Source organism: Mesorhizobium sp. NPDC059054 (assembly GCF_042739215.1).
Lineage (GTDB): Bacteria > Pseudomonadota > Alphaproteobacteria > Rhizobiales > Rhizobiaceae > Mesorhizobium.
Map to the genome: position 1 here is coordinate 454,932 of NZ_JBHYHV010000003.1, position 19,909 is coordinate 474,840.

Genomic DNA, 19,909 nt, shown 5'->3' on the forward strand with positions numbered 1-19,909 from the left:
GATGACCAAAACCGTCCGCCTGACGATGGCGCAGGCGCTCACCCGCTTCCTGTCCCGCCAGATGACCGTGATCGATGGCGAGAAGCTGCCGATCTTCGGCGGCGTCTGGGCGATTTTCGGCCATGGCAATGTCGCCGGCATCGGCGAGGCCCTCTACCAACAGCGCGATGACCTGCCGACCTTCCGCGCCCACAACGAGCAGGCGATGACGCATGCGGCAATCGGTTACGCCAAGGCGCATTTCCGCCGCCGCTTCATGGCCGCCACAAGTTCGATCGGCCCCGGCGCGGTGAACATGGTCACGGCTGCGGCGCTCGCGCATGTCAACCGGCTTCCCGTGCTGCTCCTGCCCGGCGACGTCTTCGCCAATCGTGTTCCAGACCCGGTGCTGCAACAGGCCGAAGACTTTGCCGACGGAACTCTCTCGGTCAATGACTGCTTCCGCCCTGTCTCGCGCTATTTCGACCGCATCACCCGGCCGGAGCAGATCATCCCGGCACTGGCCCGCGCCATGCAGGTCCTGACCGATCCCGCCGAATGCGGACCGGTGACGCTTTCGCTCTGCCAGGATGTACAGGCTGAGGCCTATGATTATCCGGAACGCTTCTTCGAGGAACGTGTCTGGCAGGTGCGCCGGCCGCGGCCAGACCGTACCGAACTCGCGGCTGCCATCGAAGCGCTGAAGGGCGCCAAGAAACCATTGGTGATCGCCGGCGGCGGCGTGCTCTATTCCGGCGCATCGGGCGAACTGACACGTTTCGTCGAAGCCGCCGGCGTTCCGGTCTGCGAAACGCAAGGCGGCAAATCCTCCTTGCCGGACAACCATCCACTCAACATGGCGGCTGTCGGCGTTACCGGCACCGCGGCCGCCAACCGACTGGCGGAAGAAGCGGATGTGGTCCTGGCGGTCGGCACCCGATTGCAGGATTTCACCACCGGCTCCTGGGCGCTGTTCCAGAATGCCGCCAAGACCATCATCGGCCTCAACGTACAGCCTTTCGACGCCGGCAAACATCGCGCGCTGGCACTGGTGGCCGATGCCGCCGAGGGGCTGGCGGAACTGGCCGCCGGCCTGCAGGGCTGGAAAGCGCCGGCAGGCTGGACGGAGAATGCGGCCAAGGGGAAGCAGGAGTGGCAGGCTGCAGCCGCCAAGGTCACCGCCCCCACCAATGCCGCCTATCCTTCCGATGCGCAGGTAATCGGTGCGGTGCAGCGCGCGCTTGGCTCGGGCGTCACGGTGCTGCATGCCGCCGGTGGATTGCCGGGCGAACTGCACAAGCTGTGGCAGGCCGGCGCACCGGGCTCCTATCATGCCGAATACGGCTTCTCGACCATGGGTTACGAGATCGCCGGCGCGCTCGGCGCCAAGATGGCGAAGCCGGAGCAGGAGGTGGTCGTCATGCTGGGCGACGGTTCCTACCTCATGCTCAATTCCGAGATCGCCACGTCGGTGATGCTCGGCCTGAAGCTGACCATCGTGCTGCTCGACAACCGCGGCTACGGCTGCATCAACCGGCTGCAGATGGCGACCGGCGGCGCCAACTTCAACAACCTGCTCAAGGACGCCCGCCACGAAACCTTGCCTGATATCGACTTCGCCGCGCATGCCGCAAGCCTCGGCGCCAGCTCGGAAAAGGTCGCCTCGATCGCCGACCTGGAAAGCGCACTGGTGAAGGCGAAGACGAACAGCCGCACGACGGTCATCGTCATCAACACCGACCCCTTGATCTCCACCGAGGCTGGCGGCCATTGGTGGGATGTGGCGGTGCCGGAAGTCAGTGCCCGCAAGGAAGTCAACGCCGCCCGCAAAGGCTATGAGGAAAAGCGCAAGCTGCAGAGCATCGGCGACTGAGCTTGCGAGCCAACCATCGAGACCGGAGTCCTGAATTGAAAGCCAAACTGGGCATGTCCCCCATCGCATGGTGGAATGACGACCTCGTGGAATTGAGCGATGACGTGTCGCTCGAGGAATGCCTGAGGCAATCGCGCTCGGCCGGCTTCACCGGCATGGAGCAGGGCCGCCGTTTCCCGAGCACGCCTGAAGAGATGTTGCCGATCCTGAAACGGGCCGACGTCACGCTGTGCGGCGGCTGGTTCTCCGGCACGCTGGTCAATGAGGAGCTTGCCGCCAACAAGGACCGCATCGCCCCGATGATCGAGCTGTTCAAGGCGGTCAACGCGCCCTGCATCGTCTATGGCGAAGTCGGCCGCTCGATCCAGGGGGATCGCTCCAGGCCGCTCGCCACCAAGACCGTGCTGGCTGACGACGAGATGGAAGCCTATGGACGCAAGGTGACGGCGTTCGGCGAATGGTGCGCCGAACAGGGCATGCCGCTCTCCTACCATCACCACATGGCGGCAGTGGTGCAGTTCGAACACGAGCTGGACGCCTTCATGAAGCATTCGGGTGAAGGCATTCCGCTGCTGCTCGATGCCGGTCACCTGGCCTTCGCCGGCGGCGACGTGCTGCGCGCCATCGACAATCATCACAAACGCATCAACCACGTGCATGTGAAGGACGTGCGCATGGACGTGATCAAGAGCCTGGACTGGCAAAAACAATCCTTCCTCGATGCAGTGGCGCTCGGTGCCTTCACCGTTCCGGGTGACGGTTCGCTCGATTTCGGCGCGATCGTGCAGAAACTCGCCGGTTATGGATATGAAGGCTGGTTCGTCGTCGAAGCCGAGCAGGATCCGAAGAAGAACCCGCCGCTGAAGATGGCGCAGGTCGGGCACAAGGAACTGATGCGCGTGATGACGGCGGCAGGCTATACGGTGGAGACACAGGGGTTTCCCAGTTGATGCCTGTCGCAAGGTTTCAGATTCGCTCCTTGCATTAGATCTTTGATCTTGCGCATGTCGTTTTCGCAAAACCCCTGCGCACTTTTGCGCGACATGCTTGGCTGAACGGACATCGCAATGAACAAGGACAACCAGCATCCCTTCTTCCGGCCATTGTGGCGCCGGCTCGCAGTGATTGCGGTGTGCGTGATCTGGTCAGCGGTCGAATTCGCGGTGGGAACGCCATTCTGGGGCACGCTGGTCGGAGGCATGGCCATTTATGCCGTGTGGACATTCCTGATCAGCTACAAGCCGGCGGACGAGGCCCCGCAGCCACCCGCCAGCGAAACCAAGATGCCCGAAACCGGAGATTGAGGAAACGACCATGTCGAAACTGCTGGTGAAAGCCACCAAGGGTCATGGCCATGTCGCCAATGTCACGCCGCAGAACGCCGGCTGGACCTATGTCGGTTTCGACCTCCACCGTCTGGCGCCCGGACAAAGCCTGTCCGGAGAGACGGGCGGCCGCGAAGCCTGTCTGGTCTTCGTCACCGGCAAGGGCAAGGCTACAGCCGGCGGGCAGGTTCTCGGCCTGCTCGGCGAACGCATGTCCCCCTTCGACGGCAAGCCGTGGTCCGTCTATGTGCCGCAAGGTTCGGACTGGTCGGTGACGGCGGAAACCGAGCTGGAGCTTGCCGTCTGCACGGCGCCGGGACTTGGCGGCGGCTTGCCGGTGCGCGTGATCCGGCCTGACGACCTCGGCCAGGAAGTGCGCGGCAAGGGCACCAACACCCGCCATGTCACCAACATCCTGCCGGAAGGCGAACCGGCGGACTCGCTGCTGGTGGTGGAGGTGATCACGCCCGGCGGACACACATCCAGCTATCCGCCGCACAAGCACGATCAGGACAATCTTCCCGCCGAATCCTATCTGGAAGAGACCTACTACCATCGGCTCAACCCGCCGCAGGGCTTTGCCTTCCAGCGCGTCTACACGGATGACCGCTCACTCGACGAAGCGATGGCCGTGGAAGATGGCGACGTGGTGCTGGTGCCCAAGGGTTACCACCCCTGCGCCGCCTGCCACGGCTACGACCTCTACTATCTCAACGTCATGGCCGGGCCGAAGCGGACGTGGAAGTTCCACAATGCGGTGGAACATGAGTGGCTGGTGAACAGGTAGGGGAGTAAGGGAGTAGGGGAATAAAACAGTGAGGCACGGAACTGCCGAGCGATACTTGCCCACTCCCCTACTCCCCTACTCCCTTACCTACCCTATCCTCAACATATGATTGTCCCACACATAATCCGGCTCGTTCACCGTGTTGCCGTCGGGCTGCATGATGGCGCCGGCGCCGGTGGTGGCGAGGAAGCCGGCCTGGTCGGGTGCCAGGCCGCAGACCTCAATCAGGCTGCTGGTCTTGACGATCTTGCCGCTCGCCGCCTCGATCACGGCGAAGGCATTGCCCTGCGGTGACGACACCGCGACCGTGCCGGCATCCGGATTGGTTGCCACCGAGCCGATATAATTGCGGAAGCCAGTCAGCACGTCCTTCGGCATGTCGAGCAATGCCAGGTCCTTGCCGCGCTCGGCGCGCCCGACCAGAAGCGGCTGCTCCGTCGCCGGCCCGCGATGCTGGCAACCGAACCACACCGTGCCCCTGGCATCGAGATCCATGTGGCGAATGGAAAGCTGGTGCAGCGACGGCGGCAGCTCGTGCTTTTCGATCAGCTCACCGGTGACGCGATCGACCAGTGTGTAGGACGGCTTCATGGTGGCGATGTTGAGTTCGGCGCGACCGAAATCGGGATGCGTTTCGATGCCGCCATTGGCGACCGCTATGGTGCGGCCATCGTCCAGCAACAGCAGCTCGTGCGGGCCGACACCATAGGTCGGAAACTCGCCGATCCTCTTGAAGCCGCCCTTGGCATCGTAGATCCCGACCATGCCGGCGGCATTGTCGAAGTCGTTCTCGGTGGCGTAGAGCAGCGCGCCGTCTTTCGAGAACGCGCCATGCCCGAAGAAATGCCGGTCGGGCTGGCTGGCAATGGTCAGCGGTTCGGCGCGGCCCTTGTGGTCGAAGACGACGAAGAACGTTCCGGGCTGGCGGGCGAACACCGCTGAACGACCCGAAACGGGATCGAAGGTCACGTCATGGCCGCGGTCGGGCAGATCGACCGCATGCAGCATCTTGCCGGCTTCGGAAAGCACGGCAGCGCCGTAGCTGCCGTCGCGCTTCATGTAGGCAGTGGCAAAGACGGCGTCTGCCTCCAGCGTCGCGGCCCAGGCCTTCGGTGCGAGCGCCGCCAGGAAGCCGGCACCTGCGGCCTTCAGGAAATCGCGGCGATCGATGAGCGGCGTGCGCATGGCGAACCCCTCAATCACCGTCCAACGAGGAAAAGCCGGCGGTCAGGCCGAAGGCGGCCGACAGGCGTGTGCCGAACAGATTGCTCAGGCTGCTGGTGATCAGCTGGAAATGTTCAAGTGCTGCGCGACGCTTGGGATCGGCGAGCACCTCTGCGGCGGGACCGGACGCTTTCTTGGCCGCGGCGACGCCGTTGACCAGCTGGATCTCGATCGAATCGGCGATCCAGCGATCGTCCTTGGGCAGCGCGTCGCCAAGGTTGGAAGCCTGGAACAGCCGGTTCATGCCGTCGAGATTGGCGCCAAGCGAGGCGCCGGTGAGACCGGAGCGCCAATAGATCGCCTGTTTCGGCTTGGCGGCGTCGGCGTTGGCGCCGAGGAAACTCTTGAGGCGCTGGTCGCGCACCAGCTCGAGTCCGTTGATGAAGACGCCCATCAGTTCGGTCACCGCTTCGCTGCCGTCACGGTAGAGCGCGTTGTCGGGACCAGGGCTGGCCCATAACGCGGCGAACCCGTCCGACTTCGCCCATGCGGCGGACACATCGGCGGCGATCGTCTCGATATTGCCGGCGATAGCCAGGCCATAAGCACAGCGATAGGCGCCGTCCTTGCCGGCGAGCGTCTCCGCGTCGGTGCCGTAGAGCACGAATTCCAATGCACCCAGCCCCTGCATGGCGATGCTCTTGCCGGCAATGCCGGCAGCATCGGTGGCCGAAACGTCCTTCTCGGCCAGCGTCGCCTGCACCTGCTTCAGGCCGAGCCCCTTGCGGTCCGGCCAATAGAGCATGCGCTCCAGCCGGTTGTTTTCGGTGATCGGCCCGAAGCGGACGATCTCGACTGTCGACCAAGCCATCACCGTACCCGCGAATTCGGTACGCGCGGCGTCGAGAGCCTGTTGCGAAGGGGTCTCGCACAACGCCTTGGCGGCCTCGGCTGTCGCGGCGGCGTGTTGCTGCAGCGAAGCGTAGGCCGGGCGGATGAAACCGTCGACCGCACTGTTGACGACATCCGAAGCCTGCACAGCAGCACCCGCCGGCTCCGCGGCGGCAAGAGCAAACGGAACGACAAGCGCGGTGGTTAGGCGTTTCAACATCACAGCGACTCCAGGAACTTGATCAGCGCGTCGCGCTCTTCGGCACTTGCGGCGGCGAAACGGTCGCGCGCCTTCTGGCCTTCGCCGCCATGCCACAGGATGGCTTCCGTCAGATTGCGGGCGCGGCCGTCATGCAGGAAGAAGGTGTGGCCGTTGACGCGCTTGGTGAGGCCGACGCCCCAAAGCGGCGGCGTGCGCCATTCACTGCCGGTGGCGTCGCCCACGGCCTGGCCGTCGGCCAGGCCTTCGCCCATGTCGTGCAGCAGGAAGTCGGAATATGGCCAGATCAGCTGGAACGATTGCGCCTTGTTGGGTGCGTCGCGGCGGGTGACGAATTTCGGCGTGTGGCAGGACACGCAGCCCATCTCGTAGAAAGCCTTCTTGCCGGCTAGCACCGACTGCTTGTTGATGTCGCGGCGCGCCGGCACGGCCAGGTTCTGTGAATAGAAGGTGACGAGGTCCATGACCGGCGGCGGTGCCTCGACCGGCCCCAACCGCTCCTGCACGCCGTTCGGCATGTCCAGACATGCCTTCTCGGCCTTCGTGCAATCTCCCCAATGCTGCGGCTTCTCGGGCGTCGAGATGCCGATGTCGCCGGCGAAGGCATCTGCAGACTGCTGGCGGATCGACGGGGTCTGCGCCTTCCAGCCCAAGCGGCCAAGCGTGAGTTCGCCGCTGAGGGCATCACGGACCATGTTCGGGCGGCCGGAGATGCCGTCGCCGTCGCGGTCATCCGGATCGGCTTTGGCCAGGATGTCGGCCGGGTGGATCTGCTCGACCAGACCAAGCCCGATCATCGCAGGGGTCACGCGCGGCGAAAGCGTCGTGTCCGGATGCATCGGACCGTAGGCGAGATCGTCGACCGCGTAGCTTGGCTTGCGCAGCGACACTTTGGTGCCGTCGCCGAGCGTCACCGGCCGCTCGGCATAGGTGATGCGCATGCGCCCTTCGCCGGCGAGACCGGGCACGGCGAGGTCCTGTAACTGCGAACCGTAGGTCGGATCGGGGAAATTCAGCACCTTGCGCGCGGCGCGCTCAGCCTTTTCCTCTTCGGTCGAGGCTTCGCGCGCCAATCTCAGGAACATCGAGGTGGCGTCGGCATTGCCTTCCGGCGGATGGCCGCGACCGTCCTTCAGATGGCAGCTCTGGCAGGCGCGTGCATTGAACAGCGGCCCGAGTCCATCCGACGCCTGCGTGGACGAGGGCGACGAAACCCAGTTCTTGCGGAAGATGGCGTTGCCGAGCTTGAAGGTGCCTTCTTCCTCGAAGGTGATGTTGGCCGAAGATTGCGAAAAAGCGTCGGCATTGACGCGTTTCCTGGAGGTGCCGGCGCCGCCTTGCATCAACTCATACTCCTCCGGTTTGGAGAAGTCCGTCGTCGGCCTGGTGATGGCCTCGACGCGAGCACGATCCTGCTCGGAAAGGTCGGTGCGCGTGGCAGGCAGCCCGGACGTATCGCCGGCAAGCGCGGGCGCGGCAGGCGACAAGGTCACAAGCAATGCGGCAACGGCCAAATGGCGGGCAATTGGCCAGAAAAGACCGACCATCCCGTTTAAGGGCTGGTCGGTCGGTTCAGGTGTTCCGCGCAGCGCGCGGCGCAACAAGTCTACGATGCGCCGCATGCGCGCATGTCCTATTCCGCTTCGTCGGCCGCATCCGCATTGAGCAGGCCATATTTCTCTTCACCGATCGAGGTGAGCAGGTCGAGCTGGGTCTCGAGGAAGTCGATATGGCCCTCCTCGTCGGCCAGCAGTTCCTCGAACAGCTTCATGGTCACGTAGTCACCGAGCTGGGAGCAGATCTCGCGCGACTGCTTGTAGGAAGTGCGCGCGTCATACTCGCCGGCGAGGTCCGATTCCAGCACTTCCTTGACGTTCTGTCCGATCCGCAGCGGCGCGACCGATTGCAGGTTCGGGTGCCCTTCAAGGAAGATGATGCGGGCCACCAGCTTGTCGGCGTGCTGCATCTCCTCGATCGATTCCGCCCGCTCCTTCTTGGCGAGCTTGGTGTAACCCCAGTCTTCCAGCAGGCGATAGTGGACCCAGTACTGATTGACGGCGCCGAGCTCCAGAAAAAGAGCTTCGTTAAGCCGCTCGATGACCTGTTTTTCGCCCTTCATGGGTTTTGCTCCCGTATTGGACACGCAGCTCTCTCACGCGGTCCAGGTGTGAAACGATATCCACGCCGCCCGCCTCCGAGCGAGCGTGGTAGTTCTCGGTGACCCGAATGATCGTTTCCACCACATTTGGGAAGCAGCCGCAACAGCGACCACGCTTGCGCATGGAATGATAGACCTTGGCCGGCACAATAAGCTGCCACGGATCTTCATCCAGCAAGGCGATGATGGCCTGCTCGATCTCCTTTTCGGTGATGATATTGCAATGACAGATCAGCATTTGCGGTTCTGGATGGCTGGCGGCGCCTTACCGGCGCCACGTGGCTTTCTGGGTTACTGTTCGCGCCCGCCTCATCGGCGGGCACCATGCTCCTACTTGAACACCTTGTCGGGCGAATCGAGGCTGTCCGAACCTTCGAAGGCGATGGCGTCCAGCTTCAGCGCCGCAACCACGCGCTCGATCGACTTTGTCTGGTCGACCAGCGCATCGATCGCCGCCTGTACAGTGGCGTTGCCGTCCTTGTTGCCTTCGCCGATCTGCTGGTCATAGGCCTCGCCGCCTTCCGCGCGCGCCTTGATCGCCTCCATCTTGGCGACGCTTGTCTCGAGCTTGCCGGTGACTTCCTTGTCGAGCGCCGGATCGAGCGCCTTGACCAGCTCGGCAACGGAAGGCCCGGAAACGGTGCTGCCGTCGATGCGCTTGTAGCTCGCGAGGTAGGCGTCGCGGATGCCGACGGCGTCATAGAGATGCGAGTTGTAGGTGTTGTCGGAGAAGCAGTCGTGCTCTTCTTCCGGATCGTGCAGCAACAGGCCGAGCTTCATGCGTTCGCCGGCAAGTTCGCCATAGGAGAGCGAGCCCATGCCGGTCAGGATGACCGAGATGCCGGCCTTGGGATCGCCATCGGCGAGCGCCTTGCGTGCCGCGCCTCCTTCCTTCCAGTTGCCGACCATCTCCTCCAGATCGGCCACCAGCAGGTCGCTGGCCGCCTTCAGATATTCGGCGCGGCGGTCGCAATTGCCGCCGGTGCAGTTCTTGGTGTCGTAGTCGGTGAAGGGGCGGTTGCCGGCACCCGGACCGGTACCGTTCAGATCCTGCCCCCAGAGCAGGAATTCGATGGCGTGATAGCCGGTGGCGACGTTGGCTTCGATGTCGCCAGCTTCCTGCAGCGTGCCCGACAGGAATTCCTTGGTCAGCTTGGAAGCATCGATCTTCTTGCCATCGATCTCGATTTCCTTGTTGGCGACGACATTCGCCGTATAGAGCGCATTCTCGTCGGACTGGGTGCCGTAGCTCTTGTCGACATAGTCGATCAGGCCTTCGTCGAGCGGCCATGCATTCACCCGGCCCTCCCAGTCGTCGACGATCGGATTGCCGAAACGATAGACCTCGGTCTGCTGGTAAGGCACGCGTGCCGCCTTCCAGGCCGTGCGGGCAGCATCGAGGGTTTCCTGCGACGGCTTGGCGATCAGCGCATCGACGGCGGCATCCAGCGCCTTGGCGGTGGTCAGCGAGTCCTCATATTTGGCGAGCGCAATATCGGAATAGGTCTTGATGACCGCCTTCGGGTCGGTTTCCGCCTTGGCGGGCAGCGCGAAGATGGCCGTGGTCAGCGCCAGCGTGGCGGCGATCTTGCCGCCGAAGCGTGCCGTCACCTTCTTGTTCTGCATTTCAAACGTCTCCCTCGGGACAATCACAATCAATGATGGGCAATGACCAGCCCCGGAAACCAAGGTTCCGGCCGGCAAATGGCGCAAACTACGAGAAAAAGGCATGCGTACGCGGCGACAGCTGTCGCGAAAGGCCGAGCGGATAACCGCCGGAAGGCGCGGCGCACGCGGGAAAAGCAATGGACTGCCTCCAATCGAAAGGGTTCAAGGCCCAGACATCAAAGGAATGCGCGGGGTTGCGCGAGCTCCCATAAAGCTGCGAGAACGGCGAAAGTCAATGCAATTCGGCAATAAAGCCTTTCAAAACAATAGTTTAGAATAATTCTAAACTAGAAGGATCAAGTTTACGCCGCATTTGCACATGGTGATGATCCCGGCAATGACCCAAGAGATGGCATTGACAGCCGGCTGTCCAGGGTGCGACCCGCAGGTGGCCTCTTGTGGCGGCAGCGGACAATTGCCACTTGCGGCATCGATCTAAATTCCATGCGAAGGCGGGTTGTGATGAAGAATGGTGTCGTCATTGTCGGAACCGGCCATGCCGGGGTTCAGGCTGCAGCCAGCCTGCGTGAAGAAGGCTATGACGGTCCGGTCGTGCTTCTCGGCGACGAGAAGGACTTGCCCTATCACAAGCCGCCGCTGTCCAAGACCTTCATAAAGGACGCCGAGGCCAAGCCGCAGCCGCTACGCGGCGAAACCTTCTATTCCGGCCACGATATAGACCTCCGGCCAGGCCTCCGCATCGAGCGTATCGACACAGGCGCGCAGCTGCTTGATGTCGCCGGGGGCGGCACCATCCCCTTCGACCGGCTGATCCTGGCCACCGGTTCGCGGCCAAGATTGCTGCCCTTGCCCGGTAGCGATCTCGCCGGCGTCATTTCCCTGCGCTCGCTGGACGACGCCCGCGTCATCCGTGAGCTCAGCGTGGCGGCGTCCGACGCCGTCATCCTCGGCGGCGGTTTCATCGGGCTGGAGATCGCAGCGACGCTCAGTGCCGCTGGACGCAAGGTGACCGTGGTCGAGGCGGCCGACCGGGTGCTCGGCCGTGCCGTGGCGCCGGTCATTGCTGCCCATGTCCATGAGAGGCTGATTGCCGGCGGCGTTCGCATCCTGACCGGCACCACCGTGGCCAGACTGGACGGCGAAAACGGCCACGTCACGGCGGCCGTCACTTCGTCTGGAGAACGGCTGCCGGCGCAGCTCGTCATCGTCGGCATCGGCGTGGTGCCGAATGTCGAACTGGCCGAAGCGGCGGGCATCGCCATCGGCAACGGCATTCGCATCGACACAAGGATGCGTACCTCATTGCCCGAAGTGCTGGCCGTGGGCGATGTCGCCAACTACCGGCATTGGGCGACTGATACGGATGTCCGGCTGGAATCGGTGCAGAACGCCACCGACCAGGCCAAGCTTGCCGCGCGCACGATCCTCGGCCACGAAGACACCTATTCGGCCGTGCCCTGGTTCTGGTCCGACATCGGCGACATGAAACTGCAGATGGTCGGGCTGACGAGCGCCGGCGACCGGCACATCGTTTCGGGCGACGCAACCGAGAACAAGCTTTCCGTCTATCATTTCCACGGCGACCGGCTGATCGCCATCGAATCCATCAATCGGCCGGCCGATCACATGCTCGGCCGCAAGATGCTGGGCGCGGGCTTCTCGCCGACACCCTCCCAGGTCGAGGCCGGAACCGACGCGCTGAAGGCCGCTCTTGCGGCACACCAGCAGGCCGAGCCCGCCGCTTAACCGACCCTGACGAGCCGCAGAGGCTGGATCAGATTCACGTGCGGTGTGGAACTGCGCGAATGCCGGACGGCACGTTATGGGGTTTCTCGACTACGCCGTGCAGCTACAATCGGAGCGCAGCGTGTCCCTTCGGACGTGCAAAGGACGCTCTAACATTTTTGAATCTACGCATCGTGCTTTCCGAAAATCGATTCCGATTTTCGGGGCGATGCGTTGAAGACTTTGGGGTCGAGTTTGCAGAACGCACCCGACAAGGCGGCAGTGGATCAATCGTCCTCGCAACTGGGGCTGGCCGTGCTGATGGCGGTCACGGCGATGATCTCGGTGCAGCTGGGAGCGGCGCTGGCGCGGCCTGCCATGGACAGCTTCGGCCCCTTTGCGGTGACCTGGGGCCGCCTCGCCTGGGCCGCGATCCTGCTCTGGCTCGTCGTGCGTCCCGATATCCGGAGCTACCGGTCACGAGACCTTGCCGCCGCACTGGCGCTGGGAGCCACGATCGCGGTCATGACGCTGACGTTCTACCTGGCAATCATGCGTGTGCCGCTTGGCCTCGTCGTCGCCATCGAGTTTCTCGGCCCCCTCGGCGTTGCAGCCTTCGGTTTTGCCCGCAGCTGGCGTCTGATCTGGCTGGTGCTTGCCTTCGCCGGTGTCCTGCTTCTGGTACGAAACCTCGAAAGGTGGACGATCGATCCGCTTGGGCTGGTTTTCGCCCTGGCGGCAGGTACCGGCTGGGGCACATATATTGTGCTGAACAAACGCGTTGGCAGCGCCTTCAAGGGTCTCGATGGTCTGGCCATATCCTTTGTCGCGGCAGCGCTCATCGCCACGCCTTTTGGCCTCCACGAAGCCGGCCTCAGCCTGCCTGGCGGCCTGGTCGTGCAGACGATCGGCCTCGCCGTGCTGACCCCGCTTTTGCCCTATGTCCTGGAGATGCAGGCTCTGCGCCGATTGCCTTCGGCTACGTTCGGCATCCTCATGAGCGCCGAACCCGGCATCGGCGCGCTCGCCGGCTATCTCATCCTGCACGAGCCGCTGAGCCCGCAGCAGATCACCGGCATAGCCTGCGTCATCTGCGCCAGCGTCGGCGCGACGATCAGCGCCCGAACCTGATGCGTGCAGCGAAATATGAAAGAGGCCGGCGCCTGATGGGCGCCGGCCTCTTTCATTGAGCAGGGAGCGGTAGAGCTTACGCCCGTGCCGCCCGGATCGAGTCTTCGAGGATATCGAGCGCCTCGGTCATGACATTGTCCTGAACGGTGATCGGCGCCAGGAAGCGGATGACGTTGCCGTAGACGCCGCAAGTGAGCAGGATGAGGCCCTTGTCCAGCGCCTTCAGCCGTACATTGTTGGCGAATTCCGCCGACGGCAGCTTGGTCTTCATGTCGTTGAACTCGACCGCGTTCATGAAACCGGGTCCGCGGATGTCGACGATCTCGGGCACGTCGTCGCGCAATGCCTCCAGCCGCTGCTTCAACCGGGAGCCGAGCGCATTGGCACGGTCGTTGAGCTTTTCCTCCTCGATCACGTCGAGAACCGCATTGGCGGCGGCGACGCCGAGCGGGTTGCCGGCATAGGTGCCGCCGAGGCCGCCGGGGTTCGGCGAATCCATCAGTTCGGCGCGACCGGTGACGGCTGAAAGCGGGAAGCCACCGGCAAGGCTCTTGGCCATGGTGGTGAGATCCGGCGCGACATCGTGGTGTTCCATCGCGAACATCTTGCCGGTGCGGGCAAAGCCCGTCTGCACTTCGTCGGCGATCAGCAGGATGCCGTGCTGGTCGCAGATCTTGCGCAGCGCCGAGACGAAGTCACGCGGCGCCTCGTAGAAACCGCCTTCTCCCTGCACGGGTTCGACAATGATGGCAGCGACGCGGGCCGGGTCGACATCGGCCTTGAACAGCTTGTCGAGCGCAGCCAGCGAATCCGCCGTGGTCACACCATGCAGCGCCACCGGGAACGGCACGTGGAAGACGTCGCCGGGCATCGCGCCGAAGCCGGCCTTGTAGGGCTGCACCTTGCCCGTCAGCGCCATGCCCATGAAGGTACGGCCGTGGAAGGCGCCAGTGAAGGCAACCACGGCCTGGCGACCGGTGGCGTGGCGCGCGATCTTGACGGCGTTCTCGACCGCTTCTGCGCCCGTGGTGGCAAAGATGGTCTTCTTGTCGAACTTGCCCGGCAGCAGGCCGTTCAGGCGCTCGGCCAGCCGGACGTAATTCTCGTAGGGCACCACCTGGTGGCAGGTATGGGTGAAGCGGTCGAGCTGCGCCTTGACCGCCTCGATCACCTTGGGATGGCGGTGGCCGGTGTTGACCACGGCGATGCCCGAGGCGAAGTCGATATAACGGCGGCCCTCGACGTCCCAGATCTCGGAATTTTCGGCGCGCTCGGCATAGATCTGCGTCGTCATGCCGACGCCGCGCGAGATGGCGGCATTCTTGCGGGCGGAAATGGTCGCGTTGCTCATCGTGCTTCTCTCCTCAAGGGCTTCGTTGCCCCGGTATCCTTCAGCTTTCGCCTAGCCTTCTGGCTTTATTTCCAACCCAACTCAAGCCGACAGCTTGGCCCAAGCCATTGTGCCTGCGCAAGCCGCCGTCTTTCGATTTCCGCCGCGTCAGCGGTACGAAATCAATGACCTATTTCAAATTCCGGACCGCAGGCTATCCTGCTCCCTCAATCAGCGTCCCTTCATGTCGAAGCGGCGCCCCCCGCGCACAGGTGCCCGGCCATGGCAGCACGACGATCGGTCTCGTCCAATCTCGCAGCAAACCGTCTTCCACCCGCGCTGCGCCTCGCCTCGGTCATACTGGCTGCGACCGCGACCGCCGCGCTCGTTTCCGGCTGCCAGCGGCAGGAGGCCAAGAAAGCGGAAAAGCTGCCGGTTCTGGTCGCCACGCAGAAAGCCGAGATCGCGGACTATGCCGACACGGTATCGCTGACTGGCGTGATCGCCGCGCGCACGGTGAACAACCTTTCCTTCCGGGTCGGCGGACGGGTGGCGGAACGGCTGGTTGAGGTCGGCGACCACGTCGACAAGGACCAGACGCTTGCTCGCATCGACCCGCAGGAGCAGGAATCGGATCTGAGGACCGCGCAGGCCAATCTGGATGCCGCGCAGGCACAGCTCACGCAGACATCCGCGACCTTCGATCGCCAGAAGACGCTGCTTGCCCAAGGCTACACGACGCGGCGCGACTACGACCAGGCCGACCAGGCGCTGAAGGTGGCGCAGGGCAGCGTCGAGGCGGCGAAAAGCGCGCTGGCCAACGCCAAGGAGAACCTTTCCTTCACCGAACTGCGTGCCGGCGCGCCCGGCATCGTCACAGCCCGCACGGTCGAGGCCGGACAGGTGGTGCAGGCGGCTCAGACCGTGTTCGTCGTCGCCGAGGATGGCGACCGCGACGCCGTCTTCAACGTGCAGGAAACGCTTGTGGCCGGCGTGCATGGCAGCGGGCCGCCACCAGTCGCCGTGGCATTGCTGGCAGACCCGAAAATCACCGCGCAAGGCGTGGTGCGCGAGATATCGCCGGTGGTCGACCCGGCTTCCAGTTCAGTGCGCGTCAAGGTCGCCATTCCCCAGACCCCTGCCGCCATGCCGCTCGGTGCGGCAGTCGTTGGCAGCGTCAGTGGCATGCATGGCCAGGCGGTGATGCTGCCATGGCAAGCGCTCACCTCCAGCGACGGCAAGCCGGCGGTCTGGGTGGTCGATCCTGCCAGCAAGGCAGTCACCATCGCACCCGTCTCCGTGCTGGCTTATGGCACGGCGACTGTTGCCATCGGAGAAGGGTTGAAAGCCGGCCAGACTGTTGTCACCGCCGGCGGGCAGATGCTCAGCCCAGGGCTGGTGGTCGAAACGATGGAGGCGGCGCGATGAGCCGTTCGATCCTGTTCGCCTTACCCGTGATCGCACTGCTTGCCGGCTGCTCACAGGAGACCGGTGACAAGACCGCGGAGACGCCGCGACCGGTGCTGTCGGTTGTCGTGCAGCCGCGCGCCACCCAAAGCTTCGGTTTCGCCGGCACCGTCGAACCACGCTACAGCGCAGGCCTTTCCTTCCGGCTGCTTGGCCGTGTCGTCGCCCGCGACGTCAATGTCGGCGATACAGTCGCCAAGGGCGCAACGCTGGCCGCGCTCGATCCGACCGCGCTCGACCTTGCCGTGCAGGCGGCCAAGGCAGAACTCTCCAATGCGCAGGCCCAAGCGGCCAATGCCAGTGCCAGCGAAGAACGCATGCGGCAGCTGCTGGCCTCCAAGAACGCCTCGCAAGCAGTCTATGACGCGGCGCAACAGGCAAAGCAGGCGGCCAATGCCAATGTCGAGCGTGCCCGCGCTTCGCTTGCCAAATCGGAGGAACAGCTCGGATACGCCCGTCTGTTCTCGGATTTCGATGGCGTGGTGACTGCGGTCGGCGCCGAGGTCGGGCAGACTGTGTCACCCGGGCAGATGGTCGTCACCGTGGCGCGCGCCGACGCGCGCGAGGCGGTGGTCGATATTCCTGACTGGCTGACCGGCGACCTTACCGCGGATGCACCATTCGAGGTCTCGTTACAGTCGCTGCCGTCGATCAGAACGCAGGCCAGACTGCGCGAAATGGCGCCGCAATCCGACGACACCACGCGCAGCCGCCGCGTCAGGCTTTCCCTTGTCGATCCATCCGCCGCCTTCCGCATCGGCTCGACCGTCACCGTCACGCGGACCACCGCACTCAAACCGGCGATCGAACTTCCGCTCTCCGCGCTTCTGGAGAAGGACGGCAAGACGCAGGTCTGGATCGTCGACGAGAAGACGGCGAGCGTCGCGCCACAGGATATTCAGGTTACCGCCCGCACCGGCGGAACCTTCACCGTGGCAGACGGCCTGGCCGCGGGAACGCGCGTGGTGACCGCCGGCGTGCACAGCCTGACGCCTGGCCAGAAGATCAAGTTGCAGTAGGAGCGGACACGTGAAGCGTTTCAACCTGTCCGACTGGGCGCTCGAGCATCGCTCGCTGGTCTGGTATTTCATGCTGGTCTTCATCGTGGCCGGCGTGTTCGCCTATATCAATCTCGGCCGCGAGGAAGACCCCTCCTTCACCATCAAGACGATGCTGATCCAGGCCAACTGGCCGGGCGCCTCCGTGGACGAGCAGGCCAAGCAGGTCACCGACCGCATCGAGAAAAAACTCGAGGAACTCGACAAGCTCGACTTCACCCGCTCGGTCACCACCGCCGGGCGCACCATCGTCTTCGTCAACCTCAAGGACAACACCAGGGCACGCGACGTGGTGCCGACCTGGCTGCAGGTCCGCAACATGATCGAGGACATCAAGCCGCAGTTTCCCCAAGGCGTGCTTGGGCCTTTCTACAACGACCGCTTCGGCGACGTGTTCGGCAACATCTACGCCTTCACGTCCGACGGACTCTCGCCACGGCAGCTGCGCGACTATGTCGAGAATGTGCGTGCCGAGGTGCTCACGGTTCCGAATGCCGGCAAGGTGGAGCTGATCGGCGCGCGCGACGATGTGATCTATCTGGAATTCTCCACCCGCCAGATCGCTGCGCTCGGCCTCAATCAGCAGCAGATCATCGCCTCGCTGCAGGCGCAGAACGCGATTGCGCCGTCCGGCGTCATCCAGTCGGGGCCCGAACAGGTCAGCGTGCGCGTCACCGGCCAGTTCAGTTCGGAAGAGAGTCTGCGCGCCATCAATCTCAGGGTGAACAATCGCTTCTTCCGCCTGAGCGACGTCGCCACCATCACGCGCGGCTATACCGACCCGCCGGCCTCGCTGTTCCGCTTCAATGGCGAGGATGCGATCGGGCTCGCCGTTGGCATGAAGCCGAATGCCAACCTGCTGGATTTCGGCAAGGCGCTGGAACACAAGATGGAAGAGGTGAAGAGCGAACTGCCGATCGGTGTCGGCGTTCATCTGGTTGCCGACCAGCCGCTGATCGTCGAGGAAGCGGTGTCCGGCTTCACGCGGGCGCTGTTCGAGGCGGTGGCCATCGTGCTCATCGTCTCTTTCGTCAGCCTCGGCGTCCGCGCTGGTTTTGTCGTGTCGCTGTCGATCCCACTGGTACTGGCCATCACTTTCCTGGTCATGACCTATCTCGACATCTCGCTGCAGCGCGTTTCGCTGGGTGCCTTGATCATCGCACTCGGCCTTCTGGTCGACGATGCGATGATCGCCGTCGAGATGATGGTGGCGCGGCTGGAGGCGGGCGATCCGCTCAACAAGGCGGCGACCTACGTCTACACTTCCACCGCCTTCCCGATGCTCACCGGCACGCTGGTGACGGTGGCCGGCTTCATCCCCATCGGCCTCAATTCGAGTGCTGCCGGTGAATACACCTTCACGCTGTTCGTCGTCATCGCGGTCTCGCTTCTGATCTCATGGATCGTGGCGGTGCTGTTCGCACCGCTGCTGGGCGTCACCTTCCTGCCGGCGACGATGAAGAAACATCATGATCGGCCTGGTCGCTTCACGATGCTTTTCCGGCGTGCCTTGTTTTTTTCGGTGCGACGCTATTGGCTGACCATCATCGCCACCGTTTTGCTTTTTCTTGCTTCCTTGGCCGGGCTGACCCTGGTGCAACAGCAATTCTTCCCGGCGTCTGACCGGCCGGAATTGATCGTCGACTGGAACCTGCCGCAGAACAGCTCGATCGCCGAGACGCGCGCGCAGATGGAGCGTTTCGAGAAGATGGCGCTGGTCGGCAACAAGGACATCGACCACTGGAGTTCCTATGTCGGCCAGAGCGCGGTGCGTTTCGTGCTCGCCTATGATGTCCAGCCATCCAATCCCTATTACGGGCAAACCGTCATCGTCACCAAGGGCGTCGAAGAGCGCAATCGCGTGCATGCGGCGATCGACAAGCTGCTGCGTGAGGAATTCGTCGGCACCGACACGTTCGTGAAGACCCTGGAACTCGGTCCGCCGGTCGGCCGCCCGGTGCAATATCGCGTGAGCGGGCCGGACGTGCAGAAGGTACGCAGCCTCGCCCAGGATCTCGCCGGCCAGATTTCGACGAATCCCAAGCTCGCAGCTCCGAATTTCGACTGGAACGAACCGGAGCGCGTGCTGAAAGTCGATGTGCTGCAGGACAAGGCGCGCCAGCTCGGCATCACCTCGCAGGACATCGCCTCGGCGCTGAACAGCGTGGTCGGCGGCGTCACCATCACCCAGGTGCGTGACGCGACCTATCTGGTCAATGTCGTGGGGCGTTCACGCGAGACCGAACGCGGCTCGCTCGAGACGTTGAAGAACATGCAGCTGCCGACAGGCACGGGCGAATCCATCCCGCTCGCGGCGGTGGCCAATTTCGACTACGCGTTGGAACAGCCGACGATCTGGCGGCGCGGCCGCATCCCGACGCTGACAGTGCGGGCGGGACTGGTCGGCAATGCCTTGCCGGACACGGTCGTGAACGAGCTGAAGCCGACTGTGGAGGCCTTCATCGCCAAGCTGCCGGCCGGTTACAGCGTCGCCACCGGCGGCTCGGTCGAGGAAAGCGCCAAGAGCCAGGGCCCGATCGCCGCGGTGGTGCCGCTGATGCTCTTCGTCATGGCAACGATCCTGATGATCCAGCTGCAGAGTTTCCAGCGCCTGTTCCTGGTGGTGGCGGTGGCGCCTCTCGGCCTGATCGGCGTGGTGGTGGCGCTGGTGTCGTCCTCTTCACCGATGGGCTTCGTCGCCCTGCTCGGCGTGCTCGCGCTGATCGGCATCCTGATCCGCAATTCGGTGATCCTGATCGTGCAGATCGAGGACCTCGTCGCCGAAGGCAAGGACCGCTGGCTGGCGGTGATCGAGGCGAGCGAGCACCGCATGCGCCCGATCGCACTCACCGCCGCCGCAGCCTCGCTGGCGCTGATCCCGATCGCGCGCGAAGTGTTCTGGGGACCGATGGCCTATGCGATGATGGGCGGCATCATCGCCGGCACCGCAATCACCCTGCTCTTCCTGCCGGCCCTCTATGTCGCCTGGTTCCGGCTGAAGGAGCCGAAGGCGGCGGAGCAGGCGTAAATTAGCGCCGCCCCTCATCGCCCTGCCGGGCACTTCTCCCCGTAAAACGGGGAGAAGGAGGCTGGCCGCAACGATGGTACCCATTCTGCAATGTTGGCGATTGGCGAAATCTTCGGCGAAAGCGCCCCTCTCCCCGTTCACGGG

16 protein-coding genes are annotated in these 19,909 nt (G+C 63.8%); 9 read left to right on the forward strand and 7 right to left on the reverse strand.

Annotation, left to right across the window (positions count from 1 at the left end):
* Window position 1: 1 nt before the first annotated feature.
* The 4 genes from iolD (at window position 2) to iolB (ending at window position 3,964) form a co-directional block, all read left to right on the forward strand.
* Window positions 2-1,852 carry a 3D-(3,5/4)-trihydroxycyclohexane-1,2-dione acylhydrolase (decyclizing) gene (gene iolD, locus ACFWXH_RS15580; RefSeq protein ID WP_379122228.1) on the forward strand — a complete coding sequence of 617 codons (1,851 nt, stop codon included), beginning with the start codon at window positions 2-4 and terminating at the stop codon, window positions 1,850-1,852.
* A gap of 35 nt (window positions 1,853-1,887) precedes the next feature.
* Window positions 1,888-2,802 (forward strand): myo-inosose-2 dehydratase, encoded by a 915-nt coding sequence (gene iolE, locus ACFWXH_RS15585; protein WP_379121674.1) that lies wholly within the window; start codon window positions 1,888-1,890, stop codon window positions 2,800-2,802.
* A 117-nt stretch (window positions 2,803-2,919) separates the two neighbouring features.
* Window positions 2,920-3,156: a DUF3329 domain-containing protein gene (locus ACFWXH_RS15590; protein ID WP_379121676.1), complete on the forward strand. Its 237-nt coding sequence runs from the start codon at window positions 2,920-2,922 to the stop codon at window positions 3,154-3,156.
* 10 nt (window positions 3,157-3,166) lie between these two features.
* Window positions 3,167-3,964 (forward strand): 5-deoxy-glucuronate isomerase, encoded by a 798-nt coding sequence (gene iolB, locus ACFWXH_RS15595; protein WP_379121678.1) that lies wholly within the window; start codon window positions 3,167-3,169, stop codon window positions 3,962-3,964.
* A gap of 87 nt (window positions 3,965-4,051) precedes the next feature.
* Here iolB and ACFWXH_RS15600 read toward each other — a convergent pair whose 3' ends face one another.
* The 6 genes from ACFWXH_RS15600 to ACFWXH_RS15625 form a co-directional block, all read right to left on the reverse strand.
* Complete coding sequence (locus tag ACFWXH_RS15600) at window positions 4,052-5,149, reverse strand: DUF1513 domain-containing protein (RefSeq protein ID WP_379121680.1); 1,098 nt, start codon at window positions 5,147-5,149, stop codon at window positions 4,052-4,054.
* Window positions 5,150-5,159: 10 nt separating this feature from the next.
* A complete protein-coding gene (locus ACFWXH_RS15605; protein WP_379121682.1) occupies window positions 5,160-6,239 on the reverse strand; it encodes an imelysin family protein in 1,080 nt (359 codons plus the stop codon).
* Window positions 6,239-7,861, reverse strand: a complete 1,623-nt coding sequence (locus ACFWXH_RS15610) for a di-heme oxidoredictase family protein (protein ID WP_379121684.1) — start codon at window positions 7,859-7,861, stop codon at window positions 6,239-6,241. Before ACFWXH_RS15610 ends, ACFWXH_RS15605 begins: the two co-directional genes overlap by 1 nt.
* Before the next feature lie 11 nt (window positions 7,862-7,872).
* A complete protein-coding gene (bfr, locus tag ACFWXH_RS15615) occupies window positions 7,873-8,358 on the reverse strand; it encodes a bacterioferritin (protein ID WP_054312639.1) in 486 nt (161 codons plus the stop codon).
* Entirely contained in the window at window positions 8,324-8,635 is a 312-nt protein-coding gene (locus ACFWXH_RS15620) for a (2Fe-2S)-binding protein (RefSeq protein ID WP_101939490.1), read from the reverse strand. Before ACFWXH_RS15620 ends, bfr begins: the two co-directional genes overlap by 35 nt.
* Before the next feature lie 92 nt (window positions 8,636-8,727).
* Window positions 8,728-10,023, reverse strand: coding sequence for an imelysin family protein (locus ACFWXH_RS15625; RefSeq protein WP_379121686.1), 1,296 nt, complete (start codon window positions 10,021-10,023; stop codon window positions 8,728-8,730).
* Between the two features lie 504 nt (window positions 10,024-10,527).
* Between ACFWXH_RS15625 and ACFWXH_RS15630 the strand changes: the two genes are divergently transcribed.
* Together ACFWXH_RS15630 and ACFWXH_RS15635 are read left to right on the forward strand one after the other, a co-directional pair.
* The gene (locus ACFWXH_RS15630; protein ID WP_379121688.1) at window positions 10,528-11,772 is read left to right on the forward strand and encodes an NAD(P)/FAD-dependent oxidoreductase; all 1,245 of its coding nucleotides are present in this window, start codon (window positions 10,528-10,530) and stop codon (window positions 11,770-11,772) included.
* Window positions 11,773-12,006: 234 nt separating this feature from the next.
* Window positions 12,007-12,882, forward strand: a complete 876-nt coding sequence (locus ACFWXH_RS15635) for a DMT family transporter (RefSeq protein ID WP_379121690.1) — start codon at window positions 12,007-12,009, stop codon at window positions 12,880-12,882.
* Window positions 12,883-12,958: 76 nt separating this feature from the next.
* Here the strand turns inward: ACFWXH_RS15635 and ACFWXH_RS15640 are convergent, their stop codons facing one another.
* Window positions 12,959-14,233: a 4-aminobutyrate--2-oxoglutarate transaminase gene (locus tag ACFWXH_RS15640; protein WP_379121692.1), complete on the reverse strand. Its 1,275-nt coding sequence runs from the start codon at window positions 14,231-14,233 to the stop codon at window positions 12,959-12,961.
* A 261-nt stretch (window positions 14,234-14,494) separates the two neighbouring features.
* Here ACFWXH_RS15640 and ACFWXH_RS15645 point away from each other — a divergent pair, with 261 nt between their 5' ends.
* Genes ACFWXH_RS15645 through ACFWXH_RS15655 form a run of 3 tightly spaced genes read left to right on the forward strand, consistent with a single transcriptional unit; the run spans window position 14,495 to window position 19,765 of the window.
* Entirely contained in the window at window positions 14,495-15,640 is a 1,146-nt protein-coding gene (locus ACFWXH_RS15645) for an efflux RND transporter periplasmic adaptor subunit (RefSeq protein WP_379121694.1), read from the forward strand.
* Window positions 15,637-16,698, forward strand: a complete 1,062-nt coding sequence (locus ACFWXH_RS15650; protein WP_379121696.1) for an efflux RND transporter periplasmic adaptor subunit — start codon at window positions 15,637-15,639, stop codon at window positions 16,696-16,698. Before ACFWXH_RS15645 ends, ACFWXH_RS15650 begins: the two co-directional genes overlap by 4 nt.
* 10 nt (window positions 16,699-16,708) lie before the next feature.
* Window positions 16,709-19,765: an efflux RND transporter permease subunit gene (locus ACFWXH_RS15655; protein ID WP_379121698.1), complete on the forward strand. Its 3,057-nt coding sequence runs from the start codon at window positions 16,709-16,711 to the stop codon at window positions 19,763-19,765.
* Window positions 19,766-19,909 lie beyond the last annotated feature (144 nt).